Annotated in this window: 23 protein-coding genes; 13 read left to right on the top strand and 10 right to left on the bottom strand. The window is 69.2% G+C overall.

What is annotated here, in order from left to right; translation table 11 throughout:
* Nucleotides 1-41 precede the first annotated feature (41 nt).
* Nucleotides 42-1,187 carry a COG3904 family protein gene (locus AC06FD_RS08430; protein ID WP_478077553.1) on the bottom strand — a complete coding sequence of 382 codons (1,146 nt, stop codon included), beginning with the start codon at nucleotides 1,185-1,187 and terminating at the stop codon, nucleotides 42-44.
* A gap of 169 nt (nucleotides 1,188-1,356) precedes the next feature.
* Between AC06FD_RS08430 and AC06FD_RS08425 the strand changes: the two genes are divergently transcribed.
* Genes AC06FD_RS08425 through AC06FD_RS08415 form a run of 3 tightly spaced genes read left to right on the top strand, consistent with a single transcriptional unit; the run spans nucleotide 1,357 to nucleotide 4,623 of the window.
* Nucleotides 1,357-2,823, top strand: coding sequence for an AlkA N-terminal domain-containing protein (locus tag AC06FD_RS08425; RefSeq protein WP_478077769.1), 1,467 nt, complete (start codon nucleotides 1,357-1,359; stop codon nucleotides 2,821-2,823).
* Nucleotides 2,820-3,311 carry a methylated-DNA--[protein]-cysteine S-methyltransferase gene (locus AC06FD_RS08420; protein WP_259203987.1) on the top strand — a complete coding sequence of 164 codons (492 nt, stop codon included), beginning with the start codon at nucleotides 2,820-2,822 and terminating at the stop codon, nucleotides 3,309-3,311. Before AC06FD_RS08425 ends, AC06FD_RS08420 begins: the two co-directional genes overlap by 4 nt.
* Before the next feature lie 58 nt (nucleotides 3,312-3,369).
* The gene (locus AC06FD_RS08415) at nucleotides 3,370-4,623 is read left to right on the top strand and encodes an alkaline phosphatase family protein (protein ID WP_394161369.1); all 1,254 of its coding nucleotides are present in this window, start codon (nucleotides 3,370-3,372) and stop codon (nucleotides 4,621-4,623) included.
* Nucleotides 4,624-4,744: 121 nt separating this feature from the next.
* Here the strand turns inward: AC06FD_RS08415 and AC06FD_RS08410 are convergent, their stop codons facing one another.
* Nucleotides 4,745-4,927 carry a 30S ribosomal protein THX gene (locus tag AC06FD_RS08410; RefSeq protein WP_068850363.1) on the bottom strand — a complete coding sequence of 61 codons (183 nt, stop codon included), beginning with the start codon at nucleotides 4,925-4,927 and terminating at the stop codon, nucleotides 4,745-4,747.
* Nucleotides 4,928-5,035: 108 nt separating this feature from the next.
* On the bottom strand, nucleotides 5,036-5,449 hold the full coding sequence (locus tag AC06FD_RS08405; protein ID WP_259203982.1) for a MerC domain-containing protein: 414 nt from the start codon (nucleotides 5,447-5,449) through the stop codon (nucleotides 5,036-5,038).
* 167 nt (nucleotides 5,450-5,616) lie between these two features.
* Between AC06FD_RS08405 and AC06FD_RS08400 the strand changes: the two genes are divergently transcribed.
* The 7 genes from AC06FD_RS08400 to AC06FD_RS08370 all read left to right on the top strand — a co-directional run bounded on the left by AC06FD_RS08400 (nucleotide 5,617) and on the right by AC06FD_RS08370 (nucleotide 14,020).
* On the top strand, nucleotides 5,617-7,806 hold the full coding sequence (locus tag AC06FD_RS08400) for a TonB-dependent receptor (RefSeq protein WP_478077552.1): 2,190 nt from the start codon (nucleotides 5,617-5,619) through the stop codon (nucleotides 7,804-7,806).
* A gap of 278 nt (nucleotides 7,807-8,084) precedes the next feature.
* Nucleotides 8,085-8,519, top strand: coding sequence for a MarR family winged helix-turn-helix transcriptional regulator (locus tag AC06FD_RS08395; protein ID WP_259203980.1), 435 nt, complete (start codon nucleotides 8,085-8,087; stop codon nucleotides 8,517-8,519).
* Nucleotides 8,516-9,754 (top strand): MFS transporter, encoded by a 1,239-nt coding sequence (locus tag AC06FD_RS08390; RefSeq protein ID WP_394161375.1) that lies wholly within the window; start codon nucleotides 8,516-8,518, stop codon nucleotides 9,752-9,754. Before AC06FD_RS08395 ends, AC06FD_RS08390 begins: the two co-directional genes overlap by 4 nt.
* Nucleotides 9,755-9,853: 99 nt before the next feature.
* Nucleotides 9,854-10,420: a TetR/AcrR family transcriptional regulator gene (locus AC06FD_RS08385; RefSeq protein ID WP_478077551.1), complete on the top strand. Its 567-nt coding sequence runs from the start codon at nucleotides 9,854-9,856 to the stop codon at nucleotides 10,418-10,420.
* Nucleotides 10,417-12,102: an MFS transporter gene (locus tag AC06FD_RS08380; protein ID WP_478047804.1), complete on the top strand. Its 1,686-nt coding sequence runs from the start codon at nucleotides 10,417-10,419 to the stop codon at nucleotides 12,100-12,102. Before AC06FD_RS08385 ends, AC06FD_RS08380 begins: the two co-directional genes overlap by 4 nt.
* Before the next feature lie 8 nt (nucleotides 12,103-12,110).
* Nucleotides 12,111-13,292: an HlyD family secretion protein gene (locus AC06FD_RS08375; RefSeq protein WP_478077550.1), complete on the top strand. Its 1,182-nt coding sequence runs from the start codon at nucleotides 12,111-12,113 to the stop codon at nucleotides 13,290-13,292.
* A complete protein-coding gene (locus AC06FD_RS08370; protein WP_478077549.1) occupies nucleotides 13,289-14,020 on the top strand; it encodes a hypothetical protein in 732 nt (243 codons plus the stop codon). The genes AC06FD_RS08375 and AC06FD_RS08370 overlap by 4 nt, the downstream gene beginning before the upstream one ends.
* Before the next feature lie 160 nt (nucleotides 14,021-14,180).
* On the opposite strand, the gene AC06FD_RS08365 is transcribed toward AC06FD_RS08370, so the two are convergent.
* Together AC06FD_RS08365 and gltX are read right to left on the bottom strand one after the other, a co-directional pair.
* Nucleotides 14,181-14,666 (bottom strand): Fur family transcriptional regulator, encoded by a 486-nt coding sequence (locus AC06FD_RS08365; RefSeq protein WP_259203970.1) that lies wholly within the window; start codon nucleotides 14,664-14,666, stop codon nucleotides 14,181-14,183.
* Between the two features lie 16 nt (nucleotides 14,667-14,682).
* Nucleotides 14,683-16,086 carry a glutamate--tRNA ligase gene (gene gltX / locus AC06FD_RS08360; RefSeq protein WP_259203969.1) on the bottom strand — a complete coding sequence of 468 codons (1,404 nt, stop codon included), beginning with the start codon at nucleotides 16,084-16,086 and terminating at the stop codon, nucleotides 14,683-14,685.
* Between the two features lie 334 nt (nucleotides 16,087-16,420).
* Between gltX and AC06FD_RS08355 the strand changes: the two genes are divergently transcribed.
* The gene (locus AC06FD_RS08355) at nucleotides 16,421-17,068 is read left to right on the top strand and encodes a hypothetical protein (protein WP_478077548.1); all 648 of its coding nucleotides are present in this window, start codon (nucleotides 16,421-16,423) and stop codon (nucleotides 17,066-17,068) included.
* A 6-nt stretch (nucleotides 17,069-17,074) separates the two neighbouring features.
* On the opposite strand, the gene AC06FD_RS08350 is transcribed toward AC06FD_RS08355, so the two are convergent.
* The 5 genes from AC06FD_RS08350 to creB all read right to left on the bottom strand — a co-directional run bounded on the left by AC06FD_RS08350 (nucleotide 17,075) and on the right by creB (nucleotide 22,770).
* Entirely contained in the window at nucleotides 17,075-18,676 is a 1,602-nt protein-coding gene (locus AC06FD_RS08350) for a M20/M25/M40 family metallo-hydrolase (protein WP_478077547.1), read from the bottom strand.
* Between the two features lie 100 nt (nucleotides 18,677-18,776).
* Nucleotides 18,777-19,187 (bottom strand): hypothetical protein, encoded by a 411-nt coding sequence (locus tag AC06FD_RS08345; protein WP_394161387.1) that lies wholly within the window; start codon nucleotides 19,185-19,187, stop codon nucleotides 18,777-18,779.
* 10 nt (nucleotides 19,188-19,197) lie between these two features.
* Nucleotides 19,198-20,517 carry a cell envelope integrity protein CreD gene (creD, locus tag AC06FD_RS08340; protein WP_478077546.1) on the bottom strand — a complete coding sequence of 440 codons (1,320 nt, stop codon included), beginning with the start codon at nucleotides 20,515-20,517 and terminating at the stop codon, nucleotides 19,198-19,200.
* A gap of 99 nt (nucleotides 20,518-20,616) precedes the next feature.
* Entirely contained in the window at nucleotides 20,617-22,077 is a 1,461-nt protein-coding gene (gene creC / locus AC06FD_RS08335) for a two-component system sensor histidine kinase CreC (RefSeq protein WP_259203964.1), read from the bottom strand.
* Nucleotides 22,078-22,080: 3 nt separating this feature from the next.
* On the bottom strand, nucleotides 22,081-22,770 hold the full coding sequence (creB, locus tag AC06FD_RS08330) for a two-component system response regulator CreB (RefSeq protein WP_259203963.1): 690 nt from the start codon (nucleotides 22,768-22,770) through the stop codon (nucleotides 22,081-22,083).
* 45 nt (nucleotides 22,771-22,815) lie between these two features.
* Here creB and AC06FD_RS08325 point away from each other — a divergent pair, with 45 nt between their 5' ends.
* Nucleotides 22,816-23,673: a 23S rRNA (adenine(2030)-N(6))-methyltransferase RlmJ gene (locus AC06FD_RS08325; RefSeq protein ID WP_394161394.1), complete on the top strand. Its 858-nt coding sequence runs from the start codon at nucleotides 22,816-22,818 to the stop codon at nucleotides 23,671-23,673.
* A 95-nt stretch (nucleotides 23,674-23,768) separates the two neighbouring features.
* A complete protein-coding gene (locus tag AC06FD_RS08320; RefSeq protein WP_038689569.1) occupies nucleotides 23,769-24,314 on the top strand; it encodes a GNAT family N-acetyltransferase in 546 nt (181 codons plus the stop codon).
* Nucleotides 24,315-24,475: the final 161 nt, after the last annotated feature.

The following is a 24,475-nucleotide window of genomic DNA, read 5'->3' as shown; positions in this document are numbered from 1 at the left end:
AAATAACCGCCCCAGTCTACGGGAACCCCGTGAGTGGTCCGTCAGTTGCGCTCGGCGGCGTCCGGCGGCGGCTGGCCGGCGTCGCTGGCGGTGCGCTCCACCGGCGGCTCACGCGACGGCGGCGCCTGCGACGGCAGCAGCGTGGTCACGTCGATCTCCGACAGCGGGCTCTCGTCGGGGCAGCTCGCGTCGGGGAAACCGTAGCGCTGCTTGAGCGTCTGCCCGCAGCTGTTGACCGCTTCCAGTTCGCTGCCGTCGCGCTTGCATTCCTGGTCGAAGGCAACCAGGAATGCATCCTTGCGCCGCACGAAATCATCGCCGCATTTGCGCATCTGCTTGATCCGCTCCAGATCGTCCTGCACCGCATTGGTGCCGTCCAGGCCGAACTGGCGCAGCTCCTCGCTGCTGAGCAGGCGCAGGCTGCGGTTGGGCACGGTCATCATCAGGTCGGCCACGCCCACCGCCACGCCATTGCGCTGCAGGTAGTCCTTGACGTTGTCGTAGACCTCGTGGAGTTCGCGGTTGAGTTCGGCGCGCGAGGTCGCCTTGGAGCTGATCCGCATCATCCGATGGATCCCGACCTTGCCGGCGACCAGCCGGTTGTCGCCGGCGGCCAGCACGAACACGCAGGCGCTGTGGCAGACCGAGCCCTCGCGGATCCAGATGGTCCAGTTGGATTCGCCGATGCGGTCGCCGGCCACGATCGCCGCTTCGACCTGCCCGCCACTGGAGTCCAGGTCGAGGATGCGCTTGGAGATGCGCTGCGCGTCGGCCACCACCGCCAGCCGCGCGACCAGTTCGGAAAAACCGGGATTGATCTTGCCCACGTAGCGCACGCGCACCAGGCCGCGGTCGGCGCAGGGCGCCAGCGCCGCATCGATGCTCGCCCGATCCAGTCGTTCCAGCGCGAGGCCGTCGCCGGCCTCACCGGCGTAATCGGTATCGCAGCTCACCCAGGCCTTGCCGTTCTCCAGCGCCGCCTCCGGCCACCCCTGGTCGCCGCGCTTGGGCGGCGCGGGCACCGGCGCCGGGGCATCGGCGGCGTTGATCGACACCATGTGGTCGCCGTCGGCGGCCTGCGCGCGCACCGCCTTGTCGGCGGCGGTGACATTGCCCGGATTTTCCAGCTGGCTGCAACTGGCCAACCCCAGGCACAACAGCGGCAACCACCACGACTTGAGCGACATGAACAACCCGGTACCCGTACAGAGAAGCGTGCGCAGCGGCACGTGTGCCCACAGTCTAGTGTGCCCGGCCAGCCCGGCGGCAACCTGCCCTGAACCACACGGTCCCGGCAGCGCATTGATGTCCGAATATGGCGAGCCTGGCCTGCGCCCCGGGCATAGACTGGCCGCCATGGAGACCGCCCTGCCCCTGGACTACGCCGCCTGCGAAAGCGCCCGCCTGGCCCGTGATGCGCGCTTTGACGGCGTGTTCTTCACCGCCGTGCGCAGCACCGGCATCTACTGCCGGCCGGTCTGCCCCGCACCGCCACCGAAGCCGCGCAACGTCGATTACTACCCCACTGCCGCCGCAGCCGCGGCCGCCGGGTTCCGGCCTTGCCTGCGCTGCCGCCCGGAACTGGCACCGGAGGCGCAGGATGCGCTCAGCAGTGAAACCCTGCAGCGCGCCCTCGCGCTCATCCACGACAGTTTCCTGCAGGATGCGCCGGTGGCCGAGCTGGCCGCGCGGCTCGGGCTGAGCGCGCGCCAGCTGCAACGCCTGTTCGTGGCCCGGCTCGGTGCCGCGCCGGCGCAGATCCACGCCACCCGCCGGTTGTTGCTGGCCAAGCAGCTGCTCACCGAGACCGCGCTGCCCATCACCGACGTGGCCCTGGCCTCGGGCTACAACAGCCTGCGTCGCTTCAACGCCGCCTTCGTCGACGGCTGCGGCATGCCGCCCACCGCGATCCGTCGCCAGCGCGGCAGTCTCGACGCCGGCGCGTTGACCCTGCGCCTGGGCTACCGGCCACCGCTGGACTTCGCGGCGATGCTCGACTTCCTGCGCCGCCGCTCGATCCCGGGCATCGAGTGCATCGGGCCGGACAGCTACCAGCGCGTGATCGGGCCGCCCGAGCGCCCCAGCGTGATCCGGGTCAGCGCCGACCCGAAGCGATCCGAACTGCTGCTGCAGCTCGGCCAGGTCGACCCGCGCGCCATTCCCGGCATCGTGCGCCGGGTGCGCCGGATCTTCGATCTCGATGCCGACCTGCGCATCGTCCACGCCACGCTGGGCAAGGACCCGCTGCTGGCGCGTGGCATCGCGCAACGCCCCGGCCTGCGCGTGCCCGGCGGCTGGGATGGCTTCGAAGTGGCGGTGCGTGCGGTGCTGGGCCAACAGGTCAGCGTTGCGGCGGCCACCACGCTGGCGCGCCGCGTGGTCGATCGCTTCGGCGGCGCCCTGGACGGCATGCCGGAGGGCCTGGACCGCCAGTTCCCCACCCCGCAGGCACTGGCCGATGCGCCGCTGGAAAGCATCGGCCTGCCCCGCACCCGCGCGGCCACGGTGCGCGCAGTGGCGGCCGCCGTGGTCGATGGGCGCCTGGATTTCAGTGCCGGCCAACGCCTGGAAACCTTCGTCGCACGCTGCGTGGCGCTGCCCGGCATCGGGCCGTGGACCGCGCACTACATGGCGCTGCGCGCGCTGGCGCTGCCCGATGCCTTCCCCGCCGGTGACCTGGTACTGCAGCAAGTGCTCGGCGGCGACACGCGGCTGAGCGAGCGGGCCACCGAAGCGCGGTCGCACGCGTGGCGGCCGTGGCGTGCCTATGCAGTGCTGCACCTGTGGTACCTGTCCGCCCCCTCTCCTGGAGACCGCCCGTGACCCTGCTCTACGACACCTTCGACAGCCCGATCGGGCCCCTCACCGTGGCCGGCGACAGCCAGGGCATCCACCACATCCTGTTCGAGAACAACCGCTACGACGCCAAGGGTCGCGAACACTGGCAGCGCGATGCGCATGCGCTGCGCGATGCGCGTGGCCAGTTGCTGGCGTACCTGGCCGGGCAACGCCAGCGTTTCGAGCTGCCGCTCGCCCCGCACGGCACCGACTTCCAGCTGCGCGTGTGGAAGGCACTGGCCGACATCCCGTTCGGGCACACCTGGAGCTATGTCGACCTGGCCCGCCATATCGGCCATCCCACCGCGAGCCGCGCCGTCGGCGCCGCCAACGGGCGCAACCCGCTGCCGATCGTGCTGCCCTGCCACCGCGTGATCGGCAGCAGCGGTGCGCTTACCGGCTTCGGCGGCGGGTTGCCGACCAAGGCCGCGCTGCTGCAGTTGGAAGCGCGGCGGGAATCGCTGTTCGCCTGAGCGCACGCCTGCCATGCGGTGTCTTCGCCGCGTCACCGCCGCGAACTATCATGGCCGGATGATTTCCGTCCGCCTTTCGCTGGCGCTCGCCGCCGCCCTCGCGCTGACCAGTTGTGCCAGCGTTTCCCCCACCCCGCCACGTGATCCCGGCGCGCCCGTTGCCGCGGCCGCCGCGCCAACCCTGTTGCTGGTCTCCATCGACGGTCTGCGCGCGGACATGCTCGATCGCGGCATCACGCCGAACCTCTCTCGCATCATCGATGGCGGCGTGCGCGCGCGCTGGATGACGCCGTCGTACCCGTCGCTGACCTTTCCCAACCACTACACGCTGGTGACCGGCCTGCGTCCGGACCACCACGGCATCATCCACAACAGCATGCAGGCCGAGGAGCTGGGCACGTTCCGGCTGAGCAAGCGCGAAGCGGTAACCGACCCGCGCTGGTGGGGCGGCGAACCGATCTGGGTGGGGGCGGAGAAGGCCGGCGTGCGCACGGCCACGTGGTCCTGGCCAGGGAGCGAGGCGGCGATCCAGGGCGTGCGCCCAAGTGCGTGGCGCGTGTACGACGCGAGCGTGCCGCTGGACGACCGCGTGGACCAGGTGCTGGCCTGGGTCGGGCGCAGCGACGCGCAGGCACCGCGCCTGGTCACCCTGTACATGGAACAGGTGGACCATGCCGGCCACGACCACGGCCCGGATTCGCCCGCGTACGCCGCGGCCGTCGTCGAGGTGGATGCGGCCGTGGGGCGGCTGCTGGACGGCCTGCAGGCCCGCGGGCTGGAGGCGCGGACCAACGTGATCGTGGTGTCCGACCACGGCATGGCCACTGTCGCCGAAGGCCACACCATCGCCGTCGAGGACATGGTCGATCCGTCGATCGCCAAGGACGTGTCGGTGGGGCAGTCGATCGGTTTCGCGCCGTTGCCGGGCAAGCGCCGCGAGGCGGAGAAGACCCTGCTCGGCGCGCATGCGCAGTACGATTGCTGGACCCGGCAGACCCTGCCGGCACGCTGGCACTACGGCAGCAACCCGCGCATTCCGCCGATCATCTGCCAGATGCACGAGGGCTGGAACGCGCTGAGCCGCGCCAGTATCGCCAAGCGCACGCCCGGCAATCGCGGTTCGCACGGCTACGACAACGCGCTGCCGTCGATGCGTGCGGTATTCATTGCACGCGGTCCGTCGTTCAAGCAGGGCCAGACGCTGCCGGGGTTCGACAACGTGGATGTCTATCCGCTGCTGACCCGCCTGCTCGGCATCCCCGCTGCGCCCAACGACGGCGACCCGCAGACCCTGCTGCCGGCGCTGCGTTGATCGCGCACGAGGCGCCGCGACTGCGCTGGGGGCCGTGATCCGGACCTTGATCCGGCCCTGGAAAAACGGCAAAAAAAAACGCGGCGCAAGCGCCGCGTTTTCTTCGACCCGCCAGGCGGGATCAACCGGCCTTGGCGACAGCCTTCTTGGCAACGGCCTTCTTTGCCGGTGCCTTGGCAACGGTCTTCTTGGCGACCGGCGCAGCTGCGCCCACGGCCACCTTGCTCACCGCGTGCGAGCGCGAATTGCCGTAGCTGGCGTTGTAGCGCTTGCCCTTGGCGGTCTTGCGGTCACCCTTACCCATGTCGTCAACTCCTTAGTCTGAAATCTGATAACCCCGTACTGACACGGGTTCGGCGGGGCCGCCCTCTCAGGCGCCCCCGCGCACGATCTGAAAGCCTACCACAGCGCCTCAATGCGCACAGCTGGCGTCATGGATGTGGCCGTGGTTCAGGCGCAGGTTCACCAGGTGGGCCACGCCCACCAGCACGCCGCCGAGCGTCATCACCACCGCATGCGGCACGGCTGAATGGTGCAGCGGGTCGTATAGCAGCCCGGCCCACAACGCGACCAGGCCGGGCACCAGGAAGCCCAGCGCGCGCAGCGCGCCGTGGCGCCGATAGCCCCAGACCAGGCTGAACAGCCCCAGCAGGGTCACGAAGCTGACCAGCGCCAGTTCCACGCCGTCGCCCAACCAGACCGACAGGCCCAGCGATGGCGCGGCGGCCAGCAGGACCGGCAGCAGGGCGCAGTGCACCGCGCACAGCAGCGAACCGGTGGCACCGAAGCGATCCAGCAGATGACGGACTCGAGCGAACAGGGGCATGACTTCCAGCAGGGTCGGCGAAGCGTTATGGAATAATATAACATCAATCCCGCGCGCACTCCCGCACTCCGCTCCTCCCCCTGTACCCCCGTGTTCAGCCCCACCCGATGGGATTCGCGCGCCCCACCATTGATACATTGTAACAATTGACGACGGACCCTCTGCCCATGCGTTCTTCCCGCTCCCTCCAGCCCCACGCCCTGTCCCTGGCACTCGCCGCCGCGCTTCTTCCTTCGCTGGCGCTGGCCGCCGACGACGCGGACGGCACCCGCGACCACCACCTGACCGAGCTGTCCGCGGTGAAAGTCACCGCCTCGCCGCTGCAGAGCGATGCCGAATCGCTGGCGCGCCCGGTCGACGTGCTTGCCGGCGAACGCCTGGACGAACAGAAGGCGGGCACCCTGGGCGACACCGTGGCCAAGCTGCCCGGCGTGCAGAGCACCTTCTTCGGCCCCGGCGTCGGCCGCCCGATCATCCGCGGCCAGGAAGGCCCGCGCGTGGCCGTGCTGTCCAACGGCATGGGCAACATGGACGCCTCCACCGTGAGCGCCGACCACGCCACCAGCATCGAGCCGTTCCTGGCCGACCAGATCGAAGTACTGAAGGGGCCGGCTACGCTGCTGTTCGGCAGCGGCGCGATCGGCGGCGCGGTCAACGTGGTCGATGGCCGCATCGCACGCGAACTGCCCGACCGCCCGCTCAGCGGCCGCGCCGAACTGCGCGGCAATTCGGTCAACGACGAGCGCAGCGGCATGTTCCGCCTGGATGGCGTCAACGGCAACTGGGTGCTGCATGTGGACGGCCTGGTGCGCAATGGCGATGACTACCGCATCCCCGGTTATGCGGTGATCGATGGCCTGGAAGACCACAGCGGCCACGACCATGAGGAAGGCGACACCGATGAACCGCGTCGCGGCCGCCTGGACAACAGTTCCGTGCGCACCCGCGCCGGCGGCGTCGGCGCCACCTGGCTCGGCGAAGGCGGCTACTTCGGTGCGTCGGCCAGCACCTACCGCACCAACTACGGCATCCCCAACGGCGCGCACGTGCATGCCGACGACGACCATGACCACGATCATGACCATGGCGACGAAGAGGAAGAAGGCGACGAGCACGACGTACGCATCGACATGGTGCAGAACCGCTTCGAAGCCAAGGGCGGCATCTACAACCCGACCTCGTTCCTGAAGAACATCAACCTGCGTACCGCCTACACCGACTACGAGCACGTGGAACTGGAGGCGGGCACGCCGTCCACGCGCTTCACCAACCGCGGCATCGAAGGCCGCCTGGAAGCGGTGCAGCAGCAGATCGGCGGCTGGGACGGCGCGTTCGGCCTGCAGTTCGGCAACGGCGATTTCGGCGCCAGGGGCGAGGAAGCCTTCGTGCCGGATACCAGTACAAAGAACATCGGCCTGTTCGTGCTGCAGGAAAAGCAGTTCGGGCCGTTCAAGCTGGAACTCGGCGGCCGCCACGACCAGGTCAAGCTGGACCCGACCGGCGACTACCGTGCGCGGACGTTCGATGCCACCAACCTGTCCGCGGCCGGCATCTGGACGCTCAACGACGCCGTGGACCTGCGCTTCGGCGTGGACGGCTCCGAGCGCGCACCGACCAACGAGGAGCTGTACGCGGCCGGCGCGCACATCGCCACCCGTTCGCTGGAGATCGGCGACGCCGACCTGAAGACCGAACGCGGCCAGCGCGTGGAACTGGGCATCCACACGCACAGCGACCGCGTGGAATTCTCCGCCTCGATCTACCAGACCACGTTCAAGAACTTCATCTACCTGGCCGAGACCGGCGTGGTCGAATCGCTGCCGGTACGCCTGTGGACCCAGCAGGACGCCACTTTCAAGGGCGCCGAGGCCGAAGCGGTGTTCCACCTGTTTGAAGGCGTGGCCGGCGACTGGGACCTGCGCGTGTTCGGTGACTACGTCAAGGCCGAACTGGACGGCAGTGGCAGCCGCAACGTGGACATCGCCGTACCGCACGGCGACCACAACCACAACTACACCGTGGAACTGGCCAACACCGGCTACCTGCCGCGCATCTCCCCGGCCCGTGTCGGTGCCGACCTGCGCTGGTCCCGGGACGGATGGCGCGCGTCGGTGGGCGCGGTGCGCTACAGCAGCCAGAAGGACGTGGCCCAGAACGAGGAGCCGAGCAACGGCTACACGCTGGTGGACGCACACCTCGCCTACCGCTGGGACCGCTCGGACAGCAACAGCTACGAGGTGTTCCTGGACGGCAACAACCTGACCAACCAGGAAGTGCGCCCGCACACCTCGCTGCTGCGCGACTACTCCCCGCTGCCGGGCCGTGGCGTCGCCTTCGGCATCCGCGCCTTCTTCTGATGTTCTCTCCACCACTGGGGTAGTCGCATCACCCCCGGGGGGCCGAAAGGCCCCCTTTTTTTGGGTCCCTCCATGCTTGGCGGGAGCGCCTCCGATCGGATCTGTCGCGCCGCAAGCCGAGCCCGGTGGCGGCCGGCAGGCCCTTGGGCAAAACAAAGGAGCGGGGAACCGGCTTTTTCTGAGGGCCATGGTGGCCCAGCGCCCGGACCACCGACGCTGCCTTGACCACTTGCGTGCATATACACGTATGATCGGCCATCCCATCCGGCCAGCCCGCCATGGACCCGCTCAGCGCCAGCCCCTGCACCTGCTTCCGCCTGCGCCGTGCCTCGCGCCAGCTCTCGCAGCTCTACGACGCCCACCTCGCGCCGGCCGGGCTCAGCCTCAACGCCTATTCCATCCTTCGCCGCGCCCCGCAGCCACGCCAGCTCGGTGAACTTGCCGATGCACTCGGCATGGACCGCACCACCCTTACCCGCAACCTCAAGCCCCTGCTCGCCGCCGGATGGCTGGAGGCCACGCGTGGCGACGATGCGCGCCAACGCCTGATTGCCATCACGCCTGCCGGCAAGGCCGTGCTGCGCCGGGCACGCCCGTTGTGGCGGCGCGCGCAGGACGCCGTGGAGGCCACCTTCGGCCCTGCCCCCACCGCACGCCTCAACGCTCTCCTCGACCAGCTCGACCACGCCCTCCCCGCCGGAGAACCCGCATGAGCGCCCTGCCCGCCGCACCGCCCGCCCCGCGCATGCATTGGGGCCTGCTCGTCGCCGCCTCCGCCATCCTCATGGTCACCATGGGCGTGCGCCAGACCTCCGGCCTGTACCTGGACCCCATCCACCGCAGCACCGGCGTCAGCATCGTCGAGATCAGCTTCGCCCTGGCCATCGGTCAGTTCGTCTGGGGCGCGGTGCAGCCGGTGTTCGGTGCCGTGGCCGACCAGCGCGGCGCGCTTCCCGTCCTGCTGTTCGGCGGCGTCCTGCTGGCCGTCGGGCTGCTGCTCGCGCCTTACCTCACCAGCCCGCTCGGCCTCAGCGCCAGTCTCGGCCTGCTGATGGCCGCAGGCGCCGGTGCCGGCAGTTTCTCGGTGCTGATCGGCGCCACCGCCCACCGCCTGCCCGCCGAGAAGCGTTCCTTCGCCGCTGGGCTGATCAACGCCGGTGGCTCGCTCGGCCAGTTCGTGTTCGCCCCGCTGGTGCAATGGATCATCAGCAGCGCCGGCTGGGCACGCGCCATGTCCACCATGGCCGCCATCACCCTGCTCTCGTTGCCGCTGGCCTGGCCGCTGCGGCGTCAGGCCGGGGATCACGCCGCGGCCGCGCAGGCCGGCGATGACGGTGGGCTGCGGGCGCAGCTGCGCGCGGCCCTGCGCGACCGCAGCTACTGGTGCCTGCACCTGGGCTTCTTCACCTGCGGCCTGCATATCGCCTTCCTGGTCACCCACCTGCCCGGCGAAATCGCGCTGTGCAACCTCTCCCCCACCGTCGCCTCCACCTCGATCGCGCTGATCGGCCTGTTCAACATCGCCGGCAGCCTCATCGTCGGCGCGCTTGGCCAGCGCTACCGCATGAAGTACCTGCTGTTCTGGATGTATGCCAGCCGCGCGCTCATGATCGGCGTCTACCTCGTCGCGCCGCCCACTCCGCTCACCTTCTACGTGTTCTCCGCCGCGCTCGGGTTCACCTGGCTGGCCACCGTGCCGCCCACCGCCGGCCTGGTCGGCAAGCTGTTCGGCCCGCGCTACCTCGGCACGCTGTTCGGCCTCACCCTGCTCTCGCACCAGCTCGGTGGCTTCTTCGGCGCCTGGCTGGGCGGGGTGGCGTTGGCGCAGTCGGGCAACTACCTGTGGATGTGGTACGCCGACATCGCGCTGGCCGCCATCGCCGCACTGGTCAACCTGCCCATCCGCGAGGCGCGTTACAGCTGCCATGGGGTCGCGGCCCGCGGTTGATTTCACCGCGCGTTGATGTTCCCCAGCCGCCGCCGACCGACGGCCCATGCGGACGCGCACGGCACTTTCCTCACGGACATGATTGTCCGATCATGTCCCATGACTTCCCAACGTGCCGATGCGGCAGCCCGCCGCGCTCTCATCCTGGACGCCGCCGATGCGGTGTTCGGCCAACACGGCGTCACCGCCCCGCTCGACCTGGTGGTCGAACGCGCACAGGTTGGCCGCGCCACGCTGTACCGCAATTTCCCGGATCGCACGGCACTGGTGGAAGCGCTGTTGCAACGCACCGTGGCCCGCATCCAGCGGCAGGTGACCGCCCTGGGCGGACGCGACGACGCGCTGTTCGAGGTGCTGGAGGGCATGGCCGCCCGCATCGTGCAGTCGCCGGCGCTGTCGGACTACTGGCGCGCGGTGGACCCGGACGACCCGGCCATCAAGGCCGCCCGGCAGACCATCTGGGCCCTGCTGGACGCCCCGATCCAGCGCGCGATCAGCGCCGGCCTGTGCCGTCCGGATCTGCAGGCGACGGATGTTTCACTGATCTCGGGCATGCTGGGAGCCGCGTTGCGTGGCAAGTCCCGGGAAGAGCGCGCCAAGCTGGTGGCACGCGCCCTGCAGTTGCTGCGTAGTGGATTGCAGGGACCCATCCGCCCGGAGGACTGATGCCGCAGTACCTCAAACCCATCCCGGACTGGGAAGAGCACGAGAAACCGACCCTGCCCGGTTCGGCGTCGATGCCGTGGCATCCGCCGCATCGGCGCGTGGCGTATGCGCTGGTGGCGTTGCTGGTGGGCATCACCGGCGGCCTCGGCAACGCGCTGGTCACGGCCAACCTGCCCTTCATGCAGGGCCAGCTCGGGCTCACCCCGGCGCAGGGCAGCTGGCTGGTGGCCGCCTATGCGATGGTCAACGTCACCGCCAACCTGCTGGCCTTCAAGTTCCGCCAGCAGTACGGCATCCGCCTGTTCGCCGAGATCGGGCTGGGCCTGTACGCGGCGCTGGCGGTGCTGCACCTGTTCGTCGGCAGCTACGAAACCACGCTGCTGACCCGCGCGGCCAGTGGTTTCGCCGGCGCGGCCTGCAGCACGCTGGGCACGCTGTACATGCTGCAGTCGTTGCCCCGCCGCTACACCGGCAACCTGCTGGTGATCGGCGTGGGCATCTCGCAGCTGGCGGTGCCGCTCGCCTGGCTGGTGTCCCCGGGCCTGGTGGACACCGGCCAATGGCACAACCTGTACCTGTTCGAGGCCGGCCTGGCGCTGTGCGCCTTCGCGGCGGTGGTGCTGCTGAAGCTGCCGCCAGGGGTGCAGATCAAGGCCTTCGAGCCGCTGGACTTCCTTACCTTCGCGCTGCTCGCCCCGGCCGTGGCCTTGCTGGTGATCGTGCTCGCACAGGGCTACGTGCGCTGGTGGCTGGACACGCCCTGGCTGGGCTGGGCGCTGGTGGCCTCCATCGCGCTGGCCACCACCGCCTTCGTGATCGAACACTACCGCCGCAACCCGCTGTTGCAGACGCGCTGGCTGGCGAGCCTGCCGGTGCTGCACTTCATCGTGGGTGCGTTCCTGATCCGCTTCCTGACCACCGAACAGTCCTATGGCGTGGTCGGGCTGATGCGCCAGCTCGGCATGGGGCCGGACCAGATGCGGCCGCTGTTCGGCGTGGTGCTGGCCGGCGTGGTCACCGGCATCGCCGCTGCCTCGCTCACTTTCGGGCCGAAGCGGATCATCGCGCAGCTGCTGATGGCCATCCTGCTGCTGGGCAGCGCGGCGCTGCTTGACCAGCACCGCACCAGCCTGGACCGCCCGCACGATTTCTACGCCAGCCAGTTCCTCGCCTCGGTCGGCGCGGGCATGTTCATGGGGCCGCTGATCATGCTCGGCATCACCCAGGCCCTGAAGCAGGGCGTGGACCACATGATCACGTTCCTGGTCACGCTGTCGATCACCCAGACACTGGGCGGGCTGGCCGGTTCGGCCGTGCTGGGCACCTACCAGCTGCATCGCGAGCAGGTCTATTCCAGCGCCCTGGTCAGCCAGCTCGACCCGGCCGACGGCGTGGTGGCACAGCGCCTGAAGCAACAGCAGCAACTGTACGCCGGGCTGCTCACCGACCCGGTCCAGCGCAGCGCACAAGGCACCGCGCAGCTGGCGCTCACCACCCGCCGCGAGGCCAACGTGCGCGCATTCAATGACGTGTTCAGCCTGAGCGGCACCGTCGCGCTGGCCTTCCTGGGCTGGCTGCTGCTGCTCTCGGTGCGCACCGCCGTGCGCAAGCAGTGGCGCAAGCGCCATCCGCCCACGTCCTCCCTTCCTGCCACGGCGCCGTCCACCGCGCCGCCCCGATGAGCCCTGCCATGCCCACCACGCCACCTCGCGACGACAGCGCGCCGGAGAACGTCAATCCGGCCCCACCCACCGATGCCGCCCCGGCCGCCACCAGTGCGGCAGCGGCGCCGGCCAGCGTCCCCAAGTACCTCAAGCCCAGCACGCGCAGCGTGGTGCTGATGGTGGTGGTCGCCCTGCTCGGCATCGCGCTGATCCTGCGCGCCTGGTCGCTATGGCCGTTCGACAGCACCCGGGTCAGCACCGACAACGCCTACGTGCGCGGGCAGATCACCGTGCTGGCGCCGCAGGTCAACGGCTACGTCACCGAGGTGCTGGTCAAGGATTTCCAGCACGTGACCCGGGGCGAGCCGCTGGTGCGCATCGACGACCGCATCTACAAGGAAAAGGTCGCCCAGGCCCAGGCCGACCTGGACAGCGCCCAGGCGTCGCTGGCCAACTCCGACCAGGCGCAGGCGCAGAACCGCGCACAGATCGGCGCCGCGCAGGCCAACCTGGTCGCCGGCCAGTCGGAATTGGCGCGGTCGCGCACCGAGCTCAAGCGCTACGAGGAGCTGGCGGCGCAGCAACTGGTCGCGCTCAGCGACCGCGACAAGCTGCGCACCGGCGCGCAGTCCGCACAGGCCGCCGTGCTGCAGTCACAGGCGCAGATCCGCATCGCGGAAGAAACGCTCACCTCCACCCAGGTGGCGCGCAGGAGCCTGGAAGCCAAGGTGGAAACCGCGCAGGCGCAGCTGGAACTGGCCCGGATCGACCTGGCCAACACGGTCATCCACGCCCCGCGCGACGGCCAGGTCAGCGAGGCATCGGTGCGCCTGGGCCAGTACGTCACCGCCGGCTCGCAGCTGTTGTTCCTGGTCCCGGACACCCTGTGGGTGGTGGCCAACTTCAAGGAAGGCCAGACCTGGAAGATGCGCATCGGGCAACCGGCCTCGTTCAAGGTGGACGCCTTCGACGGCGAAAAACTGCACGGCCATATCGAACAGATCGCCCCGGCGACCGGCTCGGAGTTCAGCGTGCTGCGCCCGGACAACGCCAGCGGCAACTTCACCAAGGTGGTGCAGCGGCTGCCGATCCGTATTTCCATCGACCCGGACCAGCCACTGGCCAAGCGGCTGCGCCCGGGCATGTCGGTGGTGGTGAAGGTGGATACGGCGGCGGACGGCAGCGACGCCGCCGCCGAGCGCCGATGAAGTTCACCGCGCTGGCGCAGAAAGCGGCCAAGGGCAGCGCGCCCGCGGCCTATGGCGGGGCGCTGGAGGTGGAGCACCTGATCGCCTTCGCCATCGAGCATGGTGGCGCTGGCGCGGCCGAGATCGAACGCGTGTGCGTCGTGCACGGGTGGCTGGACGACGGTCTGCTGGCCGACGGCACGCGCGTGGTGCCGTTCGCGCGCTGGGCCAGGGCCTGCGCGGCCTATGCGCGCGAGGGCGTAGCCGGGTTACGCCCCCTGCTGGAGGACCCGGCGATGGCGACCTTCGCCATCGGCGTGCTTGAACAAGTGCGCAACCGCGATGCCGTCGCCGCGCTGCTTGCCTGCTGCGAGCGTGCCGACTGGCGAACGAGCGATGCCGATGCCGCGCCGTGGAGGGCGCTGACTGCCTTGAACATCCTGCTTTCCTTCGACGACAGCGTGCCGGTCGATGAGAGGCTGCAGCGCGCGCTGTACGAGACGGTGCGGAAGGCATGGAGCGCAACCTCGCCTGCGCACCTCAAGGCAACGGCGCTGTATGCCTTGCGCGGTGCCCCGCTTGCTGCGTCGCTGGCATGGGCCGACGCGCTGGCAGTGGACGATGCGACGCTCGTGTCGGCCAGGAAGATCGTCCTCAAAAGCCTCCAGCGCCGCCTGGCACCAGGCTATGCAGCGCCGAGTGCGCGCAACAGGCGCGAGATGGCGAAGGCACGCGGTCGGGCCACCTGATCGCACGGGTCGCCCGCGCACGGCGTGGCTCCACGAGCACGTTCGGCCCAGTCAGCGGTCATCGCAAGCAACGCGCCCCATGAAAAAGCCGCGCAATGCGCGGCTTCATTCCGTCAGGACCGGGGCGACCTGGGGTCGGCCCCGTCGTCGCCAGCGCGGCTTACCCCGCGCAGCGCGCGCACAGGCCGTGCACTTCCAGCGTCTGCGCCTGCGGCTGGAAGCCCAGTTCCTTGGCACGTTTTTCCAGCTGGCTGACAATCTCGCGGTCTTCCAGCTCCACCGCGCTGTGGCAGCTGTTGCAGATCAGGAACGGCACCGAATGCTGCGCGCTGCTGGGGTGGTGGCAGGCCACGAATGCGTTCACCGATTCGAGCTTGTGCACGAAGCCGTTGGCCATCAGGAAATCCAGCGCGCGGTAGACGGTGGGCGGCGCATCGGCACCGACCCCCTTGCCGTTGCGCACCCATTCCAGCAGCTCGTAGGCCTTGACCGGCTTGCCGGCCTCGGCGATCAGCCGCAGCACGTTGGCGCGGATCGGGGTCAGGCGCAGCCCGCGTTCCGAGCACACGCGCTCCACCACCTTCACGAAGTCGGATGCGTCGTGGACGTGGTGGTGCGGGGCGGTACAAGCGGTTTTGGCAGGCATGCGCGGTCTCCTGTGGTCAGGCCGTCGGTACTTTAGTGAGTGCGACGTCGATGCGTTTCAAGGCCTCTTCACGCCCGGCCAGGAACACGGTCTGGGAAATGTCCGGGCTGACCTGGGTACCGGTGATGGCCACGCGCAGCGGCTGGGCGACCTTGCCCATGCCGATCTCCAGCGCCGTGGCGACGTCGTGCAGGGCGGCCGAGACGCTCTCCACCGTCCACTCCCCGGCAGCGCCCAACAGCTCGCGGGCCTTGCCCAGCGCCAGTTCCGCGCCCGGCTTGAAGTGCTTGGCCACCGCCGCCTCGTCGTACTCGGTCAGCGGCTGGTACCAGACCACCGCCTTCTCGGCCATTTCCTTCAGGGTCTGCACGCGGTCGCGCAGCGCCAGCACCACGTCGGCCGGCGCCGGGCCGGCGGCCAGATCCAGGCCCAGCTTGTTCAGCTGGTAGACCAGGTGCGGGGCGATGCTGCTCGGCGCCTCGGTCTTCAGGAAGTGCTGGTTGACCCAGCCCAGCTTGGCCATGTCCAGGCGCGCGGCCTTGGAGTTGCAGTTGGTTACGTCAAACAGATCGATCAGTTCCTGGCGGCTGAACAGCTCCTGGTCGCCATGCGACCAGCCCAGCCGGGCCAGGTAGCTGAGCAGCGCGTCGGGCAGGTAGCCGGCGTCCTTGTACTGCATGACATCGGCCGCGCCGGTGCGCTTGGACAGCTTGGCGCCCTGCTCGTCCAGGATCATCGGCATGTGGCCGAACTTCGGCACCGGTGCGCCGATGCCTTCGTACAGGTTGATCTGGCGCGGGGTGTTGTTGATGTGGTCGTCGCCGCGGATGACCTCGCTGATGCGCATGTCCCAGTCGTCCACCACCACCGCGAAGTTGTAGGTGGGGAAGCCGTCCGGACGGAAGATGACCATGTCGTCCAGCTCGCTGTTGGCGATCTCGATGCGGCCCTTGATCAGGTCGTCGAACACCACCGTGCCCTCGAGCGGGTTCTTGAAGCGGATCACGCGGTTCGGGTCGTCCCGGTAGGGCAGGCCCAGATCACGCGCGGCACCGTTGTAGCGCGGCTTTTCCTGCTTGGCCATGGCGGCCTCGCGCATCGCGTCCAGTTCCTCGCGGGTCTCGTAGGCGTAGTAGGCCTTGCCGTCGGCGACCAGCTGCTCGGCCACTTCCAGGTAGCGGGCCACGCGCTGGGTCTGGTAGATCGGGCCTTCGTCATAGCCCAGGCCCAGCCAGTCCATCGCCTCCAGAATGGCATCGATCGCGCCCTGGGTGCTGCGCTCCCGGTCGGTATCCTCGATGCGCAGCACGAACTCGCCGCCACGGTGACGGGCTTCCAGCCAGCAGTACAGCGCGGTGCGGGCCCCGCCAATGTGCAGGTAGCCGGTGGGACTGGGGGCGAAGCGGGTGCGGCAGGTCATGGAAGGCTCGCAGGACGAAGCGGGAATCCCGGCAATTTTACCCGCCCGGGCCCTGCGCTGCCTAAATCAGAAAAATCCGACTGTTACGGCGGCTGTGCGGGTGGTTTCATGCCGGAACCTTCATCGCCGAGCCAGGCCATGCCCCTGATGCGCCCTGCGTCCCTGTCGTGCCTGGCCACGGTGCCCTCCGGGTTGCCCCCTTCGCCGCGTGCCGGATAGCAGGAGGCAAGGCCGGGCCGAGGCCGGCACGGCGCCCCGCATCCTGCGATGTCCGCTGAGGGCCCAGTACGACCGCCCGATGCGAGTAGACCTGCCTATGCACAAGGAGTGCCCCTTGCCGCTGCCCCGTACCCGTTTTTCCCTCGTCATGACCGCGCTGCTGCTGGCCGGCTGCCACGATGTGACACCGCAGAATGCGGTCGCTACCGACAAGGCCGTTGCGCCACCGGGCGAATGGCAGGCTGATCGCGACACGGCGGCCGGTGGCAGGGCGGCCCCCGTGGCCGCCGCAGCTGCCACCGCGCCGGTGGCCGGCGCGCGTACCGCGCTGGCCGCCCCCGCGCTGGTCCAGGACGGCCACGTCAGGTCCGAGGCGATGGATGCCCTGCTCGACGATCCGGCCCTGTGGGACGCCCAGGTGGCCGACTGGCAACGACGCTACGCGACCGATGCGACGGCGCAGCACCGCCGCCAGGAACACCTGGACGCGCTGAAGCTGCGCCTGCGCCAGGCCACCACCAGCTCCCAGCTGCAGGCGTTCGACTGTTCGCCGCAGCTGTGCCTGCTGGGCATCACCCTGATGCCCGACGAAGCGGAGGCGATGACCGACGCGCTGACCGATACCGTCGCCGGGCAGCCGCCCATCTACACCGCCGCCGTGCGCCGGCAACGCAGCGGTGGCACCGCGGGCGGCGCGGCGCTGTACCGCGCGGTCATCTCGGTGGACCCGACCCTCCGCGGCTATTCGGTGCAGCCGCGCTGACGGCGCTCAGGGCGCCAGCAGCGCCTTGCGCGGCATCTTCTCATCGCGCATTGCCGCGTTGTACACGAACGAGGCCACGATCGCCGCGGCCTGCTTGAGGTCCTCCGGCTCGGCGTGGTCCCAGGTGTCCAGGTTGCTGTGGTGCACGTTGGTGAAGTAGTCCAGCCGATCCTGGATGAACTGGAAGCCCGGCAGGCCAACCCGGTCGAAGGCGATGTGGTCGGTGCTGCCGGTGTTGCGGGTGGCCACGGTGGTCGCGCCCACGTCATGGAACGGCGCCAGCCACGCCTCGAAGATCGGCACCGCGGCCAGGTTCTCCTGGGCGTAGATGCCCCGGAAACGACCCGAGCCGTTGTCCATGTTGAAGTACACCGAGAACTTGTCGTAATCGCGCTGGCGCTGCAGCGCGCCGGTCGGCTCGCGCATCGGGGCCGGCAGCTGCTTCTGCGCGGGCTCGGTCGGTTCGGGGTAGCGCGCGAAGTGCCTGGCCACATGGTCCTGCGAGCCCACCAGGCCCTGTTCTTCGCCACTCCACAGCGCCACGCGGATGGTGCGCTTCGGCTTGGCCCCCACGGCCTTAAGAATACGCATGGCCTCCATCATCACCGCTACGCCGGCGGCGTTGTCGGCCGCCCCGGTGCCGGTGTGCCAGGAATCCATGTGCGCGCCGAGCATGACGATTTCGTCGGCCTTGCTGCTGCCGCGGATCTCGGCCAGCGTGTTGTAGCCGGGCTGGTCCTGCGCATCGGTGAAGCGGGCCTCCACGTTGACCCGCAGTTTGACCGGCTGCTTCTGCTCGACCGCACGCACCAGCGGGTTGTAATGCTCGGCCATCATCGCCAGTTCGGGCACGCCGACCGGCTCGCCCGCCTTGCGCGAACCGCCGCCGCCGACGCGGATGATGCCGTTGTCCCAGCCACTGATGCTGATCGTGGCCAGCACGCCCTGCTCGGCGAAGAAGGCGTTGGTGGCACGCGTCAGTTCCTGCTTCTCCAGGTACTCCTTGGCCTTTTTCGCGCGGTCCGCCTTGGCGTCGGCCACGTCCTTGGGCACCGCGAACACCTGCAGCTCGGCCAGGCCGGCATCATCATGGCGGTGCGAATCGGACTGGCTGGCGCGCGCGTAATCGCGTGCATCGTTGAGCAACAGGATCTTGCCGGTCAGCGTGCCCTTGTACTGCGCCAGGTCGGCGATCTTCTTGATGTCGACCTTGACCACTTCGCCTTCGACGGTGCCGTTGGTGCCCGGCGTCCACGCCTTGGGCAGCGCGTACAGCGGTGCCACGCGCGGGCCGAGCATCTCCACGCTGGCGTTGCTGAACTCCCAGCCGCGACCGAATGCGTCGAACGCCTCGTCGTGCACGTTGGCCAGGCCCCACTCGGTGAACTTGCCGCGACTCCAGCGGTTGGCCTCGGCCATGGCCGGGGAGTTGGTCAGGCGTGGCCCGATCCGTTCGGTGAGGTGGCTGAAGGTGGCCATCACCTGCGAGCGGTGGAACGCTTCCTGCCGAATGCGGCCGACCATGTGCAGGTCCACCGTCTCGCGCTGCTGCGCCATTGCATTGCCACCCATCGCCAGCGCTATTGCCAGCACGCCCCACTTCAGCACATTCCACCCCGGCCCTTCGGCTTGGCTTGTTCAAGCCCTCGAGTCTAGCCAGCCGGCGCGCCGCGCCCCCGTCCCATCGGTCATGGGCGTGCGACGCCGCTCAGCCGTTCCAGCCCAGCCACAGCTGTGCCTGTGCGGGCAACAGCAGCAGCCAGTGCCGGCGGTCCACGCTGGTGCAACCGAACACCGCCGCATGCGCCGGCCAATCGGCAGGCAAGCCGGCGATGCCGATCTCACGCAACGCCGCGCTGCCGGCCTGCCATGCACGGTAACGCGGCACCCGGCCAGCCACCGCGCCGCGTCCCTGCCGCGCCCCGCTCAACCAGGCCAACCCCTGCCGCTGCACGCCGTCGCAGGTGCGCTCGGCGAGCTTGAAGCGGACCAGGCCGGGGGCGATACGCGCCCCTGGCAAGGCTGCCAGCACGCCACTGGCTTGCAGCAGCGCATCCACTTCCAGCAGCGCGGGAATGCCCTGCCCCGCCCGTTGCCGCAACCCCTGGCGCCAGCTCATGTCGTGCTCCTTACTTGAGGCTGGCGCCGACTTCGTACCAGTCGATCCTGCGGGTGATCCACATCGCCGTGGCCAGCACGCCGAACAGCAGCAGCGAGCCCATCAGCAGCGCGTTGTTCTCCGAAATCAGCAGGCCGTACAGCGCGCCGTACAGCACGGTGAGCATGCCGGCAAACCCCAGCCCGCGTGCCCAGCTCTTCAATACCCCGGACAGGTACACCGCCTGCACCCCGATGCACGCCACGGCCGAGGCCACGTAGGCCAGCCAGAACGGAATGTGCTCGGACAGGCTGAGCAGCAGCAGGAAGAAGATCGCCAGCGCCAGGCCCACCATCAGGTACTGCAGCGGATGGATGCGCAGGCGCTTGATCAGCTCGAACAGGATGAAACCCACGAACGTAAGCAGGATGAACAGGATGCCGTACTTGCTGGCGCGATCGGCCTGGGTGTAGATGTCCACCGGGTTGACCAGCTCGACGCTGACCGTTTCCGGATCGACGTCGGTGTTCTCGCGCAGCTGGCGCTGCGCCTGCGATGCCAGCGACGACACCGCCCACTGCGCCTCGAAGCCCTGCTCGCCGACCGTGCGCTGGTTGGGCAGGAAGCTGCCACCAAACGACGGATGCGGCCACGGCGACTGGATGGCGATGCGGCTGTCGTCGCCCACCGGCACCACGGCCAGCGAACGGGTGCCATCCAGCACCAGGCCCAGCTCCACCTTGCTGCCCTTGAGCACGCCGCCGGCACTGTCGTCGAAGCCACGCAACGACACATGCAGGCCCTTGCCCATCCCGGTAACGTCGCCGATGCCCGGCTGCAGGGTCAGTGCCGTGCCATCGACCTGCAGCCGGGGCGAACCGACCAGGCCGCGCACGTCGGCGATGCCCACGGCCAGGTACGGCGTGCCGTACACGCGGCCTTGCTTGATCGGGTAATCGTCGTCAGCAAACTCGGCGCTGATCTTCGCGGTCCAGCTGTACACCGGCACCCGGAACAGGCCGATGCGACGCTCGTCCGGCTGCATGCGGCCGTCCACCTGCAGCCTGGACGGCATCTGCAGCCAGTGGCCCTGCTCGGTCTGCACGCCCTTGGTCGTGTTGCCGGCCGCGTCCACCACTTCCACCTCGCGCGTCTCGGTCCACGGCACCACGCGCACCGGCCCGGTCAGCGTCTGCGCGCCCGCGCGGCTCTGCGACACGCGCAGGTACGCCTCGTCACGGTAGGACTGGCGCTCGCTGATCACGCCCTTGATCATCATCAGGGGAATCAGCAGCAACAGGATCAGCCCGCCGACAATGGCGAACCGCAACAGCATCTTCAGGGATTTCATGGCCCGTCCTCGGTTGGGAGGGGGCCAGCTTCGGCGGTGGCGGTGTGCGGGGTTTGTGCTGAGTTTGAAGTCTGTGTGAAGTGCGCCCCCCGCCAGGGCTCAGCGCCGGATCGGCGCAGCCGGGCCGCGCCACGGCAGCCACAGCGAAGCGATGGCGCCGCCGCCTTCGCGGTTGCGCAACTGCGTGCGCCCACCATGCAACCGCGCCACTTCCTGCACGAACGACAGCCCCAGCCCGGAACTGCGCAGGCCGGTGGCCGGGCGCGCCAGCGAATAGAAACGTTCGAACACCCGCTCCAGCGCGTAGTCGGGCACGCCGCTGCCACGGTCGGCCACGCGCAGCACCACGCCGTCGCCATCGCGCGCGGCGCTGAGCTGCACGCAGGAGGCGGCACCCGAGAACGCCAGCGCGTTCTCCAGCAGGTTGTTCACCGCCTGGCGCAGCAGGTAGCCATCGCCCTGGATCACCAGGCCGTCGGGCACCTCCACCTGCAGTTGCACCTCGGCGCCCTGCGCGCGCACCGCCACCGCATCGGCGGCGCTGCGCAACAGCACGCCCAGGTCGATCGGCTCGCGCTTCTGCAGCCAGCCGTGCTGCTCCACCTCGGCCAGCGCCAGCAGCTTGTCGATGGTTTCGGTGAGGCGCTGCTCCTGGCCCTGGATGCTGCGTGCGAAGTGCACGCGATCGGCATCGGGCAGCGGTTCCTGCAGCAGCTCGGCAGCGCCGCGGATGGCGGCCAGCGGGCTTTTCATCTCGTGCGTCAGCGACTGCACGTACTGCTCGACGTAGGCCTTGCCTTCCAGCTTGCGCCGCATCGTCTCCAGCGCCTGGCCGAGGTCGCCGATCTCGTCGCGGCGCGGTTTCGGCGGCGGCACCGGCTCGCCGGCGCTGACGGCCTTGGCATAGCGGTTGAGCCGGTTGACCCCGTGCATCAGCCAACCGGTCATCAGCAGCCCGATCAGCGCCGACAGGCCAATCAACCACGCCCCGCGCTTCATGATGGCGCGCTGGCTGGCGGCAATGAACGGATCGATGCTGCGGTTGGGCTGGGCCAGGCTGAGCACGCCGATCAGGCGCCTGGCGTCGGCCGGGTCGTGGATCGGCGCGGCCACGTGCATTACCGAATGGGTGTCATCACCGGGGACTTCCGGGCTGGAACGGGCGCCATACTCGCCACGCAGGGTGCGGTAGACATCGTTCCAGCGCGAGTTGTCGCGGCCGATGCCCTTCCCGGTGGAGTCGTAGATCACGATGCCCCTGGCATCGGTGATGGTCACCTGGTAGTCGAGCGTGCGTTTGGGGAAACGCCACACCATCGCCTTGGGGTCGCGGCGCTGCGCACGGGCCAGGTTGGCCACGAAGGTACCGTTGCGGATCGTGCCGGCCTTGACGTCGGCGGCGGCCATCTCGGCCAGTACGTTGGCCGCATCGACCAGGGTCGACTCCATTGCCTGGCGCACGCCGGGCTTCACTTCGTTGACGAAGATGCGCATCACGAAGAACGCGGCGATGCCCACGATCAGGAAGAAGCCGAGGAACAGCTTGAGGCCGAGCCGCATCGCTCAGCCCTCCAGCGCGTAACCGAGGCCGCGATGGGTGCGGATCGGGTCGGGGTCGGCCCCGGCGGCACGCAGCTTGGCGCGCAGCGTCTTGACGTGGGTATCGACGGTGCGGTCGGCGCTGTCGGCGTCGGTGTCCCAACCGCGGTCCATCAACTGGGCACGGCTGAGGATCGCCCCGGGCCGCTGCAGCAGGGCGGCCATCAGCGCATATTCGTAACGGGTCAGCTCGAGCGGTTGCTCGGCGAAGCGGATGCGGCGCCCTTCGCGATCGATCGCAAAGCGCCCGTGCTGCTGCCAGCCGCCCTGATCGGCCGGGGCACTGCTGCGGCGCAGGCGCGCGCGCACCCGGGCCACCAGCTCGCGCGGCGAGAACGGCTTGGCCATGTAATCGTCCGCGCCCAGCTCCAGGCCCAACACGCGGTCGAACTCGTCGTTGCGCGCGGTCAGGAAGATCACCGGCACCTCGCTGAAGGTGCGCAGGCTGCGACACACCTCGAACCCGCTCATGTCCGGCAGGCCCACGTCCAGCACCACCACGTCGAAGGCCTGCTGGCGCAGGGCATCCAGCGCACCGCCACCGAGCAGGCAGTGCTGGGCGCCATAGCCCTCGCTGCGCAGGGCGTACAGCACGGTGTCGGCGATGGCGGTTTCGTCCTCGACGACCAGGACGTTGTGCAGGGGGCGGTTCATGCGCGCAGCATAGCCGCTGGGCCCGCCGCCCCGTACACTGCGCCGATGAATTACCGCCACGCCTTCCATGCCGGCAACCATGCCGATGTGCTCAAGCACATCGTGCAGCTTGCCCTGCTCGACACCTTCAAGCGCAAGGACAGCCCGTTCTTCGTGCTGGACACCCACGGCGGCGCGGGCCGCTACCTGCTGGCCAGCGAGGAAAGCCGCAAGACCCTGGAGGCCGAGGACGGGGTGATGCGGCTGATGGCCCAGCCGGCGCTGCCGGCGGTGATCGAGCGCTATCTCAAGGCGGTCCAGGCCGACAACCCGGTCGGGGCGATGATCAGCTACCCCGGCTCGCCGCTGCTGACCGCCCAGACCCTGCGCGAGCAGGACCGCATGGCGGTCTGCGAGGTCCAGGACGACGAGGCGGCCTCGCTGAAGGCCCTGTTTGCCCATGACAGCCGCGTGGCGGTCTACCACGCCGACGGCTATGCCCAGAACAGGGCCCTGCTGCCGCCCAAGGCCAACGGCGTGAAGATCGGCCGCGGGCTGGTCCTGATCGACCCGCCCTACGAGGGCCAGGACGCCGAGTACCAGGCCATCCTGGCCTCGGTGACCGAGATCCTGGGGCGCTGGCCGCAGGCCAGCTTCGCGATCTGGTTCCCGATCAAGCAACGCCGCACCATCCTGCACTTCCTGCGCAAGGCCTGTGCCCTGCCGGTGAAGTCGGTACTGACCGCCGAGCTGCTGATCCGTCCGGACGATTCACCGCTGCGGCTCAATGGCAGCGGCATGCTGCTGCTCAATCCGCCGTGGCAGTTCGACCAGGTCCTGGCACCGGCGATGCCGGCGCTGAAGCAGTTCCTGGGCGAAGCCGGTGCCAGCACCCGCCTGCAGTGGCTCAAGCAGGCCGAATGAGCGCCCTTTCGCGCCCCTGAACGGCGTGAGCGTTCCGTTCACGGAACCGCCCCCCGGGGATGCGAGAATCCGAAGACCACCTAGGAATCACCGGTATGGCTACCCGTAACCGCATGCCGCCCTGGCACGAGATTTTCAAGGCACCCAGTGGCCACGAGCTGCTGATCCGCCCGATCCGCCCCGAAGACGGGGCACCGCTGCACGCGGCCTTCAGCCTGTTCGGGCCGGAGGAGATCCGCGACCGTTTCCTGCAGTCGGTAACCGAACTGTCGCCGGAAACCACCCAGCGCCTGACCCATCCCAATCCCAAGAGCGAGATCACCCTGGTCGCGGCCGAGTCCCTGCCCGCCGGTGAAGCCGTGGTCGGGGCGGTCGCACGCGCGTCGATCATCCAGGGCACCCGCGAAGCGGAGTACGCCATCCTAGTCAGCCGCTTCCTGGTCGGCCAAGGCCTGGGCCGCCAGCTGATGCGCAAGCTGGTCAAATGGGCGCGCGGCAAGTACCTGGACCGCCTGTACGGCGATGTCGCCGAAGAGAACGAGCCGATGAAGCAGCTGGCTGCATCGCTGGGCTTCAAGCCGGTACCGCATCCGCAGGGCACGCCCGGGTTGGTGCGCATGGTGCTCGAACTCGACAGTTGAGGTCGCGCCGGCCGTTGGCCGGCGATGCAGCGCGTAGTCGCGCACAGCCCCACGGTCTGCTGCGCAGACTGCGGGCTGCGGCTCACCAGCACCCAGATCCCCGCGCCTGTCGGCCAGCCTCCTTGGCTCAAGGGGGCTGTGCCACCAGACAGGCCACGATC

Source organism: Stenotrophomonas sp. Steno-Z1 (assembly GCF_056393175.1).
The sequence above is the reverse complement of the archived record's forward strand: the minus strand, read 5'-3'. Positions and strand labels throughout refer to the sequence as shown.